Source organism: Mesorhizobium sp. CA7, from assembly GCF_020165015.1.
Taxonomy (GTDB): Bacteria; Pseudomonadota; Alphaproteobacteria; order Rhizobiales; family Rhizobiaceae; genus Mesorhizobium.
On record NZ_JAIUHH010000013.1, the window covers coordinates 116,897 to 131,561 of the forward strand.

Here is a 14,665-nt window from a genome sequence, read left to right on the forward strand (position 1 = left end):
TTGCCATGTCCACTCTGACGGTGACACTCACCGGAGTGTCAGCCCGAACGCGCTTTAGTCGCGATCGGCGACGGCGGTACCCGGCCGACAACGGCTAGAAAACCGCGAGCCATCCAGACGGCGTCAGCCACCAGAGTTCGCTGCGGATAATAGGAAAGGTCGATCCTGGCCTTGGCGGGAAACAGGGTCTCGCGATAGTACTGCACCGGATCCGTGAACTTCGGATAGAAATTCGCTTCGTTGCGGAAGAGAACCTGGCTCGGACCGAGCAAGCCAGGCTTGTACTGCAAAACAGCCTCGGCGCCGCCGTGGAAACAGTCGGCGAACGCCAGGCTCTCCGGCCGCGGTCCGATGATTGCCATGTCGCCTATGATCACATTCCACAGTTGCGGCAGTTCATCGAACTTTGTCGCGGCGAGCACGCGCCCTATCGTTGTCATGCGCTTGTCGTCGGCGACCGTCAGCGCGAGGCCGTGGGGATCGCATCGCACATCGAACTTGCGGAACTTGTACATGCGAAAAGGCTGAGCCCCGGCGCCCAGGCGGGTCTGTGCAAACAAAACCGGCCTACCGCCCTCGGCCAGAAGGGCGATGGCGATCAGCAGCATCAGTGGAGCAAACAAGACCGCAGCAACGCTCGCAATGGCAATGTCGATCAAACGCCGCGCAGACCCGTGGGCCGAGACTGCAACGAAGCGTCGGTGGAGGGATTGATCTGTCGCATTCATGCGGCCGTTCCTGCTTTGGTACAGCCGTTCACCGCAGTTGCCAGAGCCTCCACAACCGCTTCGACCACCGCTGAGGTCATCTGCGGGTGAAGTGGAATCGTCAACTCCCGCTGAGCAAAGTCTTCTGTTCGCGGCAATTGGGTCCCGGGAAAAAGCTCGCTGTACAACGTCATCCGGTGCACGGGCGGATAGTGGATCGTTGTTTGGATTCCCTGGTTGCGCAGTTCGTCGATAACGGCTTGCCTGTCGGCATATCGCGGTAAAAGTATCGGCATGATGTGGTGCGCCGATCGCCGCGATTCACTGAATGGAACGATTATTGCCGGGCAGTGCATTGCGATGAGTCGCCGATAAAGGACGACGAGGATACGCCTTACTTCGTTCCATTCTTGCAAGTTTCCTAACTGGACAAGTCCGATTGCGGCCCGCATCTCGTCCATACGATAATTGAACCCAAGCATGGTGACGTCATACTGCGGCGTGCGGCTGTTCAGCCGCTGGTGTGTGCCGGTGGTCATCCCGTGCCCGCGCGCTTGGCGAATCCTTTCGAGCAGTTCATGGTCTTGGGCGATTACGGCGCCGCCCTCGGCGGTTGTCATGTTCTTGTTGCCGTAGAAGCTGAAGGCCGCGGCAACGCCGAAGGTCCCTACTTCTCTCAAGCCAGGAGCATGCGCCGCGTCTTCAATGATGTGCAGTCCCCGAACACGAGCGAACCTTTGCCATTGTTCTCGATTGGCCAGATACCCGGCGAAGTGAACGAGAATAATGGCCTTCGTTCGCGGCGTGCATCGAGCCTCGGCTTCCGCAAGCGACATCAACGGCAAGTCGGCTGACTCAATATCGACAAAGACGGGAGTTGCACCGACATAGAGCACTGAGTTCGCGGTCGCCACGAAAGTTAGCGACGGAACCAGCACCTCATCGCCCGGACCAATGCCAAGTCCGTGCAAAATGAGATGAAGCGCCGCGGTACAGGAACTCACCGCAACGCAATCGTCCGCGCCATGCATGCGGGCAAACGACTCTTCGAACAATCGAACCTGCTCGCCCATGGTCAACCAGCTGCTATCAATGACCTTTGATAGAGCCGCCTTCTCCGGAACACCCAAAATCGGGGCACTGACCAAGAGCATGGTGACCTCACTCCCAAATCATCATTCGTGTTTGAGTTTCTCGCCGTTTGTCAGGCAGCCGCTGCCGCGACTTCGATCGAAGCCGACTGCTCTTCCCAGGAAATGGCTTGAGCATTCTGGAAATCGTCGACGCGGCCGATATCGAGCCAGAGTCCCTCATGCTTGTAGACATGGACGACCGTGCCTTGCTGCATCATCTGCAGCATCAGGTCGTCGAATCCGAATGGAATGCCGGAGGGAATAAAACTCAGAACATCCGGATTCATGCAGTAGATGCCCATGCTAACGAGATGAGAAAGCGTCGGCTTCTCGCGGAACATCTGCACTGCATTGTCGACTTCGTCGATGACGCCGAAATCCATCTTGATAAGACGGTTGGCGGTAGCGATGGTCACCGGATCCTTGTGCTTGCGGTGAGCAGCTGTGAATCGGCTGAGGCTAAGATCGGTGAGAACGTCGCCGTTCAGCACGATAAAGGGTTCGGTTAGTTCATCTCGGATAAGCGACAGTGGCCCGATGGTGCCCAGCGGCTCCATCTCCTGAGTGTACCGTATTTTCAGGTTCCATTGCGAACCATCACCGCACACGCTGCGGATGAGATGGCCGAGATACCCGGTCGTGATGTAGACCTCTTCAATGCCATTGCGTCGCAGCCACTTGAGAAGCAGCTCGAGCACCGGCCGGGCACCAATTGGCATCAGCGGCTTCGGCAACACCGACGTAAAGGGACGAAGTCGTGTTCCCATCCCACCGCATTGAATAACCGCTTTCATCCGATCCTCCATAGTTCAACGCCGCTTCAATGGTTGGTGCCTGGGTAGACGTGTTCAGACCTCTTCCGACTATGGATCGGATAGAAAAGTCGCCACGTGTCCGTCCCGAGCATCTTATGAAGAACGGTAAGTGAGCGTTCGAAGGATGTCGTCGTGCAATCGAATGGCACCAATCCATTGCCTCCGCAGGTTCAGCGACTAGGCCGGTCCGCCCTGTCCGCCGCGAGGCACGATGGCGCCGAATATGCCGACCTGCATCTGCAAAATTGCTTGGCCACGAGACCTTCAAATGCCCCAGTGCGGACCTCAGAATCCACCTGCTGGAATTTACGTCTCGCTACTGCTCAAACAGCTGATGTCACATGGAATTTGGTAGTTGGCCATAGACGCGCCTGATCGCGATGTTGGCTTTCTGACAAGGGCAGAGACGGTGCGATTCAAGCCGGTTGAACGGTCCTCGGAAAAAAAAAGAGATTTTTCCGCCATAGAGGAATATATTAGCAATACGGCGCGCAAGTGGTGCGGATTTCTGGGCGTTCGACGAGTGGTTGGCCACCGCCAAGGCCATTCCCCGATTGATCGTTTAGCCGCATTAGGCGTTTCAGGGCCCGCTTTGTAGGGCCTGCGTTGGGGTGGAATGCAAATGTATCGAGTCGTCATTGCGGACGATCACGGTCTGTATCGTCGTGGGCTGAGTTTGGCGCTCAAGGCCGAGCTCCCGGAACTGGAAATATTCGAAGCTGGATGTTTTGATGCCGCTGCCAGTGTCCTGGCTCAGCGGGACATCCATCTAGCCATTCTGGATCTGAACATGCCGGGACTGTTCAACCAGCAAGTGCTCGGCGACGTTTTGTCAGCGTATCCGGACACCCGTTTTGCAATCGTTTCCGGCAATGATTCACGAGCGGAAATATTGAAGGCCCTGTCGATCGGGCTGCACGGCTACATCGTGAAATCTCAGACGGACCAAGAAGTGGTATCGGCAGTGCGCGAGATTCTGGCAGGCCGCATCTATGTGCCGGCGCTGTTGTCTCGACCTTCCGGGGGTCCCGGGTCACACGCACCCCAATCGGCGAGGGCATGGACCCAACGGCGGATGGGAGCGGCCAGCCTTAGCAAGCTGACTTCAAGGCAACGTGACGTGCTCAAGCTGATGGCGGAAGGCTTTTCAAACAAGGAGATAGCTCGCGATTTGGACATTTCCGAAGCAACGACAAAAATTCACGCCGCTGCGGTAATGCGTGAGCTGGGAGTACGCAACCGCACCGAGGCAGCCGTCGCGCTACAAAACTGGCGTTCGAAATATATCGACTAGGGCGCGATTTCACGTCGAGACAGCCGCAGCGAGTATCTTAGACCGCCTTCAAATATTTCCAGCTTCGAGGCATGGCCGATAAGCGGCGCGGTGTTGACGCCCAATATCATCGAACCAATGCCATGGCCGATGTTCTTGGCCTTCCTGCGTCTTCCCGATTCTATCCAATCGAAGACGACGTCATCGCTTTCTCCACTATCGGCCCATCTAACCTCAAGGCGCCCTCGGGAACCGCCAAGCGCGCCGTGTTTGACAGAGTTCGTCGTAAGCTCGTGAACAACCATTGCGAAGGTTTCGGCAGCGCCGCTTGACATCATGACGTCAGGGCCATGGGTCTTTATCTTTCGCGTTTCCATGTAGGGCAACAGTTCCTGGACCACGAGATCCCGGAGCAATACCGAACTGTTGGTGCGACCGGAGATCATCATATGCGTGACTTCAAGCGCTCGTATCCGATCGATCAGGTCCTCCTTGAACTTCATGACATTGTTCGCCGGAGCACCAACCATTTTGACCAGCGCTATCACGACCGCGAAAAGATTGCTGAATCGATGGCGCTGTTCGATCAAAATACGATCCCGTCTCCTGACCGTGGCGCGCAAAAGCGTGGTCTGCCGACGTTCGGTCAGGTCAGCTGCTATCCCGATCAGCAGCTGCTGATCATGATACCGCTCCTCCCGTCCGCGCAGAGCGACCCAACGAATAGGTCCATCCGGACGTCGCACCCTTATCTCAACGTCGTAATTCGTGGTCGCGCCGGATTCTTTGGGGAGTGCAAGCTTTGGCCAGTCCGCGGGATAGACGACTGCAGCTAGCTCGTCTATCGGCCGGCTGGTGGCGCGCGGCAGGCCTAAGATTTCCCAAAATTTGTCGGAACCCGTGACGACGCCGCTTTGGAGGTCGACTTGCCAGGTTCCCAACCGCCCCGCCGAAAGCGCCAGATCAAGCCGTTCCTTCTGGACCCGGATCGCTTCGCGCGCCGTCCGTCTTTCCGAGATATCATCGACAACGATGATCGCGCTCTCTGAAAGGAGGCCGTCGGAACGGTACGACGATAGGTTCAGGCGAGCCCAGAATGTGGACCCGTCCTTCTTCTTCAATCGGGCTTCCATATCGAATGGCATCGCGGACTTGCCTTGATCGGCAAGCGCTTCAACAACGCTATCGCGATCATCGGAATGAACAAGCTGCGCAAGCGGAAATTGAGCAAGCTCGGCTTCGGTATATCCCGTCAGCTCACAAAGACGTTTGTTGGATTGCAGAAGCTCGCCTTTTTCATTCGTGTTCGCAAAGCCGAGGGCCGCACGCTCGAACACCGAACGGAAGCGGCTCTCGGTGGCCTCGACGGCGGCCAGTCGAGTTTCGGCGACCTTCAGGGCCTCGCTAAGGTCCTGCCGCAAGCGGTGGAACATGAAGGCGATCATGAAGCCGGAAACCAGGAGAAAGATTGCTCGCGGCCAGTCCTCTGCGGGAATCGAACCGCGCAGAAGTCGTTCGGCCCCGAGGCTGGCGGCGACTGTCACGAGAGTTGCAATGATTGCACCGCGACGGCCAACAAGATATGCAGCGACAATTATAGCTGGAATAGATGATATGAAGGTTGCTTCAGTTTCCGTCTGAATTAAGTTTGTTATTACGAATATTAGCGTGAAAACTAGCACCAGCATGGAAGCCATGTGAGCTAGCGAGATGCCCTTCAAGGCCGAAACCGTTCTACGCAGATGCAGCCCCATACCTCACAGACTACAACTTTCGGATTAGTCCGTCGAGCCTAGAACTCCACCGCCTGATCTAATACCACTGCCGGATTGCGGCCCTCAAATCCAAGCTTACTATCATTTACGAAGAGCGTCCGGTTCGCCTGGACTCTTTGTAAGAGAGCATGAAGAAACCGATGCAAGCCTCTGAGATCAAAGATTTTTGGCAGAGAAATCTGTCTTGGAGTCAAGCGTAACGATTGGAGATCTTAGCGGTTTTCGGCCAACAGGGGTGGGAAGGCAATGTCTTTCATTGATAGGCACAACGATACCGTTGCGAATAAGCGCCATATTGAATTGAGCACTGCTTACGGCGGTGTCGCTCGCCTGGCACGCTACACGTCGGACAGGCAGGGCACAGCATGCGCGTCAAAGCGTCGGAGCCTGGAATCCGTCACCGGCATGCTGGACCGCATTGGCTGTGGCTTCCTGGTCCTCAATCGCGAGAAAAAGGTGGTGGAGTGGAACATTGCCGCTCAAAGCACCTTTGAACGACAGGGTGAGACGGCCGGCACGGCTCCGGAGCTTACGGCTGCGCTGAGGCGGCTGGTCGCGAACGTTCCAACCAACTTCCTGCCAGGCTCGTTGTCGTGGGTGGTGATCCGCACCACTGACGATCGGCCGGTGATACTCAATGAGGGCGGGGTGATTGCGCCCGACGGAACAAGTATCGTCGCGTTGTTAGACCGGGAGACCCGGTCCTCGGCTAATCCGCAGACATTGCAAAAGATGTTCGGCCTCACGAGCGCTGAAACTCAGCTTGCCATGAGGTTAGCTCAAGGGGACGCACCATTGGAAATCGCCCGCAGCTGGCATCTCAGCCGCACCACGATCCGGTCCCAGCTTGCCTCGCTTTTTGCCAAAACAGAAACCAAGCGCCAGGGTGAGCTGGTAGCTCTGCTCGGACGAATTTCCGTATTGCCGTGATAATGCCGCCTCGACCGCGAGGCGGCGCGTGTCCGGTATGTTGGTTTGGCATTGCGTCTGTGCGAGCGCATTCCCTGCCTGATCCAGATATAGCCGAGGATCTCGATGCAGAAAATTCGAAGCGGGGCAATTCGTCATGGCCGGACATAATCCCAAGACCGCGGGCATGCTTGACGCACAACCTGACAAATCCAGTTCAACAGGAACGAAATACGGTCGATCCAGTCCGGATATGGCGGTTATGCAGCTGGCACGAAAAGGTCCTGTTGTAGTCACCGGCGCCGCAGGCTTTATCGGGTTTCATGTGGCATCGCGGCTTTTGCGTCACGGTGCGCGGGTCATAGGCGTGGATAATTTCACGCCCTACTACGATCTAAAGCTCAAGGAAGCGCGTTTTGCGCACCTCTGCGCGGAGCCAGGTTTCACTCCGATGCGTATGGATCTGGCGGACCGATTGTTGGTGCAAGCTTTGTTCTCCGACTTTCAGCCGCAATATGTCGTCCACTTGGCTGCCCAGGCGGGCGTGCGTTACTCTCTTGTCGACCCGCATGCCTATGTTCAGTCCAACATCGTGGCGTTTCTCAATGTTCTGGAGGGTTGCCGGCACTTCGATATCAAGCATCTGGTCTACGCTTCGTCCAGTTCGGTTTACGGCGCCAACCAAACCATTCCTTTTTCCGAACATGGCGGCGCTAACCATCCAATAAGCTTCTATGCCGCCACCAAGCGCTCGAATGAAGCCATGGCGCATTCCTATAGTCATCTATTTCGCTTGCCGGTGACAGGATTGCGGTTCTTCACCGTCTACGGACCATGGGGCAGGCCCGACATGGCTGTCTACGCGTTTACCCACGCCATCGCCGAGGGACGCGTGATCGAGGTGTCCAATGCCGGCCGTGTCTGGCGAGATTTTACCTACATCGACGATATCGTCGAAGGGGTGGTTCGAATACTCGCAACGCCACCGTGTGCCGACCAGAATTGGGACGGTCACGCGGCTGATCCAGCCACCAGCTCAGCCCCATATCGCCTGTACAACATTGGCAATGACCGGCCAGAGGAGATCAATAGGCTAATCGCGATTATAGAGACAGCCGTAGGTCGCAAAGCTCTCAGGAGGGATGTGCCTTTGCCTCCAGGTGATGTTCTCGAGACGCGCGCCGATGTAGGCGATCTTCGCCGGGCCGTAGACTTCGCGCCGGCGACCACGCTCCAGGATGGCGTTGCCCGTTTCGTCGAATGGTATCGACACTTTCATGGAAGCGCGACGGTCCCTGAGACGGAGCAACAAACGCTCGTGTCAGCGTAGATTGCCGGCAGTTCGCGCTGCTCACTCAGACCCGCGCGATCGGCTCACTGGCGTCGCCTGAAGGTGCGGCCCCTCTCAACGCGCTCGCCTCGCTGATCGGCAAGAACGAGGCATTCTCTGCGTCTCTTTCGTTTGGCGTTTCATCGAGACGCCGATACGCAAGCCCGCCAATCCGTACGTACCTTGATGCCTGCGTTAGAATGGATCACATCGCGCCAGCCGGGGTCTGTCGCCGGTCACCAATCCCAGAGCATCGAGTCAGCGCAAGAACCAAGTCCGCTGGGTGCTTTCGACCGTGCGGCGGTTAAAGGACGTAATCGCGTAGATCAGTCCGGGCGTGATCTTCAGTCGCTTGCGAATATAAATCGCCATGGCCACGTTCCAGACGACCAGGGCAAGCGCCAGCCCTATTGCTGCGCCCAGCGGACCGTAGATCTCTACTCCGATAGCACAGCCGACGACACCAAAAGCTGCCCCGAGGATCATCGTCACAGCGGCCGCCCATTCGTTTCCGGTCATGGTCAAGAGATTGAGCTGCGGTCCGCACAGGGCCACGAATACGTAGCCGAGCATCAGCACCCGCGCGATCGGTGCTCCAGTTCCGAAATCCTCACCGAACCAGCTTAAAAGCGGCCGAACAATCAGGAGCAACGGGATTGCCATTGCTATTGCGGCACCGGAGGAAAGCAGGGCAGCTCGTGAAAACAGCTCTTGCAAACCTCTTCGGTCGTTTTTTGCGTAAAGCGTAGCTGCCGTCGGCGAAAACATTGTAGAGACGGCCACCAACGAGAGACCGACAAGCAACGCGACATTGAGCCCCAGGGCGAAAATGCCTGCGTCGCGTATGTGGCCGGTCCAGCCGAGCACCATTACCCCCGCTCTGTTGATGAAGACGTCAAGACCCGCCATCAGCATGATAGGGGGGACCGCCGACCACCAATCCTTCGACGCATCGGCAGGTTCAGCATGTCGTAAACCCGGCGGCTGAAATCTTGCCAACAGGACAAAGACGAACGCGACTGTTACGGCCGAACTCGTCAGCACCGCTTGCATGACCAACGGTGCATTCAGAGTCCACGAACCGGACAAGGCGGCGACACTTAGCAATGTGAGCAGCAGTCCATCACGCACAATGCGTTCTGGCAGAAGGGCAGAAACACCGCCGCCGAAGGCACGGATGAGAGCCGCGCCCAAGGCTGAAGTCGTGACCAGCGGAACGGCGGCCATACCCAAGAGCTGGCTGATCTCAAGTTCCCTGTTGTGTGAGGACGAAGACAGAAAGATGTAGGTCGCCCCTGCCAAGCCGAATAGAGACGCCACTGCCAACGAGCGTTGAAAGGCAAATCTGATTATGCCGTGGGCCAGGTCCAGGCGCCCCTGGGCCCTATAGGCAGATACAAAGCGCAACAACGATACGTTGAAGCCAAGGGTTGCGAGATATGCGAGCACCGATGTGGTTGAAAGGACGTAGGAGTAGATACCATAGCTGGTAGAGCCTACGATACGAGCAATCAGCAATTGCGCCAGGCTGGTTAGACCTGCCCCGGTCACATAGATCATGAGCGCAAAAACGGTGGCATAGCCCAGGCTACGGTTTATTTCTTGCTTCCCGAGCGTTACCGCATCGTTTCCGCCTGGGGGATTTAGGGAGTTCTGTATTGTTATGGTATCCACGCCGTCATCAAGGTAGGCATTGTCTACCGTCAGCGGTTGCGATGAGTGGGCAACTTGATGTCGGTACATGGGAGTGACCTGATCGCGGGCCATCTTGAAGGCGATCTTGCGGCTGACGAGTTCAACGCTTTTCGACAACGATCGGTCGTCGAGGGTTTCAACGGAGATTGTTTTCCTGTCGGTTGCCACAAGGATGTCGTTGATATTTTGAAACACTCCGAAAGCTCGCATGCTCGCTTCGAAATCCGCATCGAGAATGCGTTCGGCCGGAGCCGCTTGCATCATCCGCTCCCGCAACCGCGCCTCGGCTGCTGCACGAGGCAATACCACTCGCAAGGTAAAATCCGCGGTAGGAGTGACCTTCAGCGCTCTTGCAATCGCAACGTTGTCGACGCACCCGTGAAAAATCGACAGTGAAGCAACAGCCTGCACGTATCCCTGGTCGAATATTGTAATCTCTCTGCACTGTCGCGCTTGGTCCCAACGATTGGAAAGGTTTATGATTTTTTGCCAGACCCGAGCTCGCCAAATAAATTTCCTTGGCTCAATCGCCTTTAGCATCGACGACGCGATCGACAGATATTTTATCAAATCCGACGTATAGAAGAACAGTTTTGCAGTTGAAAATATTGCAGAAAATACTCTATAGATAAACATAAATATCCCAAGATCTACACTCCTTGACCTTCTACTTGCTTTATGACTGAAGACCACCTTCGTAGCGTAGCCCTGCCCACGCAACGATTTGGCAAGCGCATGGGCAAAGACTGCTTTACCAGCACCAGGCGGTCCAAAGAGTTCGATAATCATTTCTCGCGACCCAGTGGGCTTGAGGGCTTTATCGTTTTCCGAACAGCAGAAGATCGCCACTGTCCCCAAAATGATATTTGGCGTGCTGCTTGAGATTTACTCCAGTGAGAGCAATCCCTACCGGAGCGGATCTCGAACCATCAGGCTGCAGCGATTCCAGAATACCGCGCGCGACACTGCGCGGTGTCTTGGCCCACCGGACAGCAAAGATAACGGCATCTGCCCAACCGCTGAGCAGTCGGGATTCCGGACCGTGCAACCCTGGCGGCCCGTTGAGAATGACGAGATTGTACACGGCGCCCAGCTTGTCCGCGAAGTGTCGCGGCACATCGACGTCGACCAACAGCTTCAAAAGATCGTCCGAAACTATGGGTGAGGCCATGAAATCGATGCCGATACCGGGCATGCTCACAACAGCCTCGTCTAACTCGCAGCGGCCCCTCACATAATCCGCAAACGACTTATGCGGCTTGGAAATGCTGAATTCGCGCACAAAGTCGTTGGTCAGTTGCTTATCCTGCGGGTCAAGATCGATGAACAGGACATTGCTGCCCAGGCGTGTGGCCGAGAGCGCCAAGCTCCATGCCAACTCTGTTTTCCCATCACCTTTATCGCTGGAAGTGACGAGCACCATCTGCGACGATCGTCCGGGGGCCGGTTCGGGTGCCACATTGATCAATAGCGACAAGGCAGCGCGGCCATAGGCGGAATTTTTCTGGCTTAGAATGAGGGTCTGCAAGCGCTTCGCACTCGCTCTTGATGCCCTGGGCAATAGCCCAACGGAAGGGAAGCCGAGCGCTGCTTCTGTCTCAGCCTCCCCGCGCATTGTGCGGCTCATGCGATTTTTCAAGAGAACCAAGACGCCCCCGATGAGGCCGAATACGACCATACCCGGCGGGATGAGGAAGATTGGTGAAAGGCTCTTCGGGTTGCTCGGTGGCCATGCCGCCGAAATTATCGAAACTCCCGCAGACGGAACCGCGATGCGGTTCCTCAAATCCTGTTGCCTGTTCAGAAGATCATTGTACCGCTGCGTCAATATGGTGACTGCCGGCTCCAATGCGTGAAGCCCGGAAAGCCTGCCTGCCGTGTCGGCTACGACCGCGTCAAGCACATTCTTGCGCGCCTCCAGAGCGGAAACCTGCGCGCGATAGATGTCGGCTTCCGACTTGATGCGTTCGATGCTCTGTTCGATTTCGCGCTTGACCGCAACATTCAGATCCGCATCGGCCGCCGCGCCGCCCTGCCGGGCGATCAGATCGCTCAGCGTCGGCGATCCGATTGCGCTCGCAAGCGTGGCGTTCGTGGCACCGGACCGTTGCAATTCTTGAATATGCTGAACACGGGCCTCGGCTGTGGAGAGGTTTGCGCGAGACAATGACAGTTGCTGATTAAGCTCGGCCGTGTCGCGGACAGCATTGTCAACGGCACCCTGGTCGACAGTCCCGTGACTTAGCCGGTATTTTTCAAGGCGGTCGGTCGCTTGTGCGAGATCGGACTGCACGCCGGGCAGCGCAGCGACGACGGATTCGAGCTCCAACCTATCAGCGGCCTGAGCAGTCCGCGCGAGATCCTGGACATACACTTGCGCGAATGTGTTGGCCACGAATGCCGCCCGGACGGGATCCGGATCGGTAAAGCCGATGGTGATGACTCGCGATCGCAGTTCCTGCCCGACCCTGACGTAGCGCCTCAACGCCTTCAGCCTCGCAGCCTCCCTGCCCTCTGGGGTCATGTCAGCGTGATCCGGCCAAATCCCGGCCAAGAATGCACCTGCAAACGATTGCGATTTGGCTGGGGAAGCGGCGTTTTGCGCCGCGGCGCCATTGAGGTTGGCCTGCCGATCGGGCGTTGCCTTATAAATTGCGTCAATTACCCGACGCAGATGAGATTGTGAGGCCAGCATCGTCAGATGGTTGTCAATGCTGGTATCGAGCATATCCTGGCCGCCCGTCGTCTGAGGAGTGCTTCTGGTCGGACTGTCGACGATGATTTGCGTGGTGGCCTCATACAGCGCCGGCCTGGCGAAGCCGGCTAGACCCGCAACCGCACCGCCCAAAACGACCATTGCGACCAAAAACCATTTGCGCGCCGCCAAGGTAACCAACAATTGGCCGAAAGGGGTCAGGTCTTCTCGAGGGTCACGTAGCGGACGCCGCATGCGCGGATTGGGCTCTCGCACTTCGACGCGCATCTCTGTGGCGCGCGGTAGCTTTGTTCGCCTAGCTATCGAACCTTCCATTTTAAACTCCCGTCATTTCAAGCATGCGCGACTGTCTCGCGGGCACTGGAAGCCGGTTGGCGTCGGCGCGCCATGCCAGGAACATCAATGTTGCCCAAAGATCCCGGGAATGATCCCGCTTTCCGTTGACATGATCGCGCCAGCACGTCTGGACCTTATCGATGTCCAGAAGCCCATCCCCTGACTGGCGCATGTCGGCGAACAGGTCACTCGCCCATGCACGCAACGGTCCTGTCAACCAGACCGCAATCGGAACATCGAAACCCTGCTTAGGCCTATCTATCAGCCGCCGGGGAACGTAGCGATGCAACAACCGTCGAAGCAGCCACTTGCCTCGTCCATGGCGGACCATTGCATTCGGTGGCAGCCGCCAGGCGAATTCAACGACGCGATGGTCGAGCAGCGGGCAGCGGCCTTCCAGCCCGTTCGCCATGCTGGCTCGGTCCAGCTTCACCAGGATGTCGCCCGGCAAATATCCTGCCATATCGTTGTAGAGGAGCCGGGACAGCAAATCGTCGAGTCGCGGAGTTCGCCGAGTTGACGTCCGGTGGCCAAATCGGGTCAGGCTTGTCGTCGATGACCCTGTCAGGCGCTGGTACAGTTCTTCCTGGTCCGAAGCGGCGAGCAATTGAGCCAATCGCTCCAGCCGATCACCGCGCAACGCATGGCCGAAGAGCGCCGAAAGTGGCAGCCTGCCAAAAAAATCGTAACGGGTGGCGCGCGCCACAAGCCCGATGCTTGCGGCAACTGAACCACGCAGCGACGAAGGCAAACGACGACGCCGATTTGCTTGCGCCGCCATCAGATGGCGAGCGTAACCGGCGAAACATTCATCGCCTCCGTCGCCCGTCAGCGCCACAGTGACGTGCTGGCGAGCAAGTCGCGCCACCAGCAGAGTGGGGATTTGCGATTCGTCGGCGAACGGCTCGTCCCAGGCACTGGGCAATTCCGGAATGACGTCGCGTGCGGAAGCAGGGGAAAGGTGCAGCTCTGTGTGATCGCTGCCTATGTACTGAGCAACCGCAGCAGCATGAGGAGCTTCATCGAATCCGTGCTCCCCGAAGGCGATCGTGAAAGTGCGAATAGATTTTCGGGATTGGACCTGCATTAGCGCGGCTACGGTCGAGCTATCTACGCCGCCCGACAGGAAGGCGCCGAGCGGCACATCCGCGCACATGCGCTCTCGAACAGAAAGCCGAAGCAGCCGATCGAGTTCATTCGTCAAATCTTCATCGCTGCCGACGATCGGGTCTTGCCGGCCCTTCGTTGCGACGTCCGCCAACGACCACCAGAATCGAACTTTGTTTCGAACGGTTCCCGTACGGCGCGCTTTTGCGAAATCCGCTGCAGTTAAGGATAGGGCCGATCCCGGCGGCAATTTGAAAACGCCGCGCCAGATACAACTGTCGTCCGGCACCCAACCTTGCGACAGCATAGCCCTTACGGCGCTGGGATTGAGTTCTGGACGGAAATCCGGGAAACACCGAATGGCCTTGAGTTCGGAGCCAAAAACCAGGGCATGGCGGGTCGGGGCGACGTAGATCGGCTTTTCCCCCATCCGGTCGCGGGCCAGATGAAGAGTTCTCGTTTTTGCGTCCCACAATCCGAACGCGAACATGCCGACAAATCGCTTAAGCGCAGCTTCGAGCCCCCACTGCTCCACGGCCCCAAGCACAACTTCTGTATCGCATGTTCCGCGAAAGCTGTGGCCGGCATCCTCAAGCTCTCGGCGCAAGTCCCGAAAATTGTATATCTCCCCATTGAAGGTGATCACGTACCGGCCGCTGTCCGAGCGCATGGGCTGGGCGCCGGTTTCCGACAAATCCACGACTGCCAGACGGCTGTGGCCGAAAGCGATACCAGCCTCCACATCTTTCCAGAAGCTTTCGCCGTCGGGCCCTCTGTGACGGAGGGCTGTTGTCATCTGCGCTATAGCTGCGAGCGGCCTTGTGCTGGGCGAGTCTGGCGCAAGAAGGATCCCGGCGATTCCGCACATA

At 57.3% G+C, this 14,665-nt stretch carries 10 protein-coding genes; 3 read left to right on the forward strand and 7 right to left on the reverse strand.

Annotated features, from left to right (window positions below):
* Nucleotides 1-38: 38 nt before the first annotated feature.
* Genes LB552_RS21150 through LB552_RS21160 form a run of 3 tightly spaced genes read right to left on the reverse strand, consistent with a single transcriptional unit; the run spans nucleotide 39 to nucleotide 2,634 of the window.
* Entirely contained in the window at nucleotides 39-728 is a 690-nt protein-coding gene (locus tag LB552_RS21150) for a sugar transferase (protein ID WP_224609974.1), read from the reverse strand.
* Nucleotides 725-1,861: a DegT/DnrJ/EryC1/StrS family aminotransferase gene (locus LB552_RS21155; protein WP_224600660.1), complete on the reverse strand. Its 1,137-nt coding sequence runs from the start codon at nucleotides 1,859-1,861 to the stop codon at nucleotides 725-727. The genes LB552_RS21150 and LB552_RS21155 overlap by 4 nt, the downstream gene beginning before the upstream one ends.
* A gap of 50 nt (nucleotides 1,862-1,911) precedes the next feature.
* Nucleotides 1,912-2,634, reverse strand: coding sequence for an NDP-sugar synthase (locus LB552_RS21160; RefSeq protein ID WP_095768666.1), 723 nt, complete (start codon nucleotides 2,632-2,634; stop codon nucleotides 1,912-1,914).
* Between the two features lie 643 nt (nucleotides 2,635-3,277).
* Between LB552_RS21160 and LB552_RS21165 the strand changes: the two genes are divergently transcribed.
* Entirely contained in the window at nucleotides 3,278-3,949 is a 672-nt protein-coding gene (locus LB552_RS21165; RefSeq protein WP_095768696.1) for a LuxR C-terminal-related transcriptional regulator, read from the forward strand.
* Here the strand turns inward: LB552_RS21165 and LB552_RS21170 are convergent.
* On the reverse strand, nucleotides 3,946-5,625 hold the full coding sequence (locus tag LB552_RS21170) for a PAS domain S-box protein (protein WP_224609976.1): 1,680 nt from the start codon (nucleotides 5,623-5,625) through the stop codon (nucleotides 3,946-3,948). The genes LB552_RS21165 and LB552_RS21170 overlap by 4 nt on opposite strands.
* A gap of 324 nt (nucleotides 5,626-5,949) precedes the next feature.
* Between LB552_RS21170 and LB552_RS21175 the strand changes: the two genes are divergently transcribed.
* Both LB552_RS21175 and LB552_RS21180 read left to right on the forward strand, forming a co-directional pair.
* A complete protein-coding gene (locus tag LB552_RS21175) occupies nucleotides 5,950-6,633 on the forward strand; it encodes a helix-turn-helix transcriptional regulator (protein WP_224522975.1) in 684 nt (227 codons plus the stop codon).
* A gap of 241 nt (nucleotides 6,634-6,874) precedes the next feature.
* Nucleotides 6,875-7,942, forward strand: coding sequence for an NAD-dependent epimerase/dehydratase family protein (locus tag LB552_RS21180; RefSeq protein WP_224610037.1), 1,068 nt, complete (start codon nucleotides 6,875-6,877; stop codon nucleotides 7,940-7,942).
* A gap of 258 nt (nucleotides 7,943-8,200) precedes the next feature.
* Here LB552_RS21180 and LB552_RS21185 read toward each other — a convergent pair whose 3' ends face one another.
* Genes LB552_RS21185 through asnB form a run of 3 tightly spaced genes read right to left on the reverse strand, consistent with a single transcriptional unit; the run spans nucleotide 8,201 to nucleotide 14,664 of the window.
* Nucleotides 8,201-10,426: a lipopolysaccharide biosynthesis protein gene (locus LB552_RS21185; RefSeq protein ID WP_224609978.1), complete on the reverse strand. Its 2,226-nt coding sequence runs from the start codon at nucleotides 10,424-10,426 to the stop codon at nucleotides 8,201-8,203.
* A gap of 28 nt (nucleotides 10,427-10,454) precedes the next feature.
* Nucleotides 10,455-12,668 carry a GumC family protein gene (locus LB552_RS21190; RefSeq protein WP_224609980.1) on the reverse strand — a complete coding sequence of 738 codons (2,214 nt, stop codon included), beginning with the start codon at nucleotides 12,666-12,668 and terminating at the stop codon, nucleotides 10,455-10,457.
* 1 nt (nucleotide 12,669) lies between these two features.
* The gene (gene asnB, locus LB552_RS21195; RefSeq protein ID WP_224609981.1) at nucleotides 12,670-14,664 is read right to left on the reverse strand and encodes an asparagine synthase (glutamine-hydrolyzing); all 1,995 of its coding nucleotides are present in this window, start codon (nucleotides 14,662-14,664) and stop codon (nucleotides 12,670-12,672) included.
* Nucleotide 14,665: the final 1 nt, after the last annotated feature.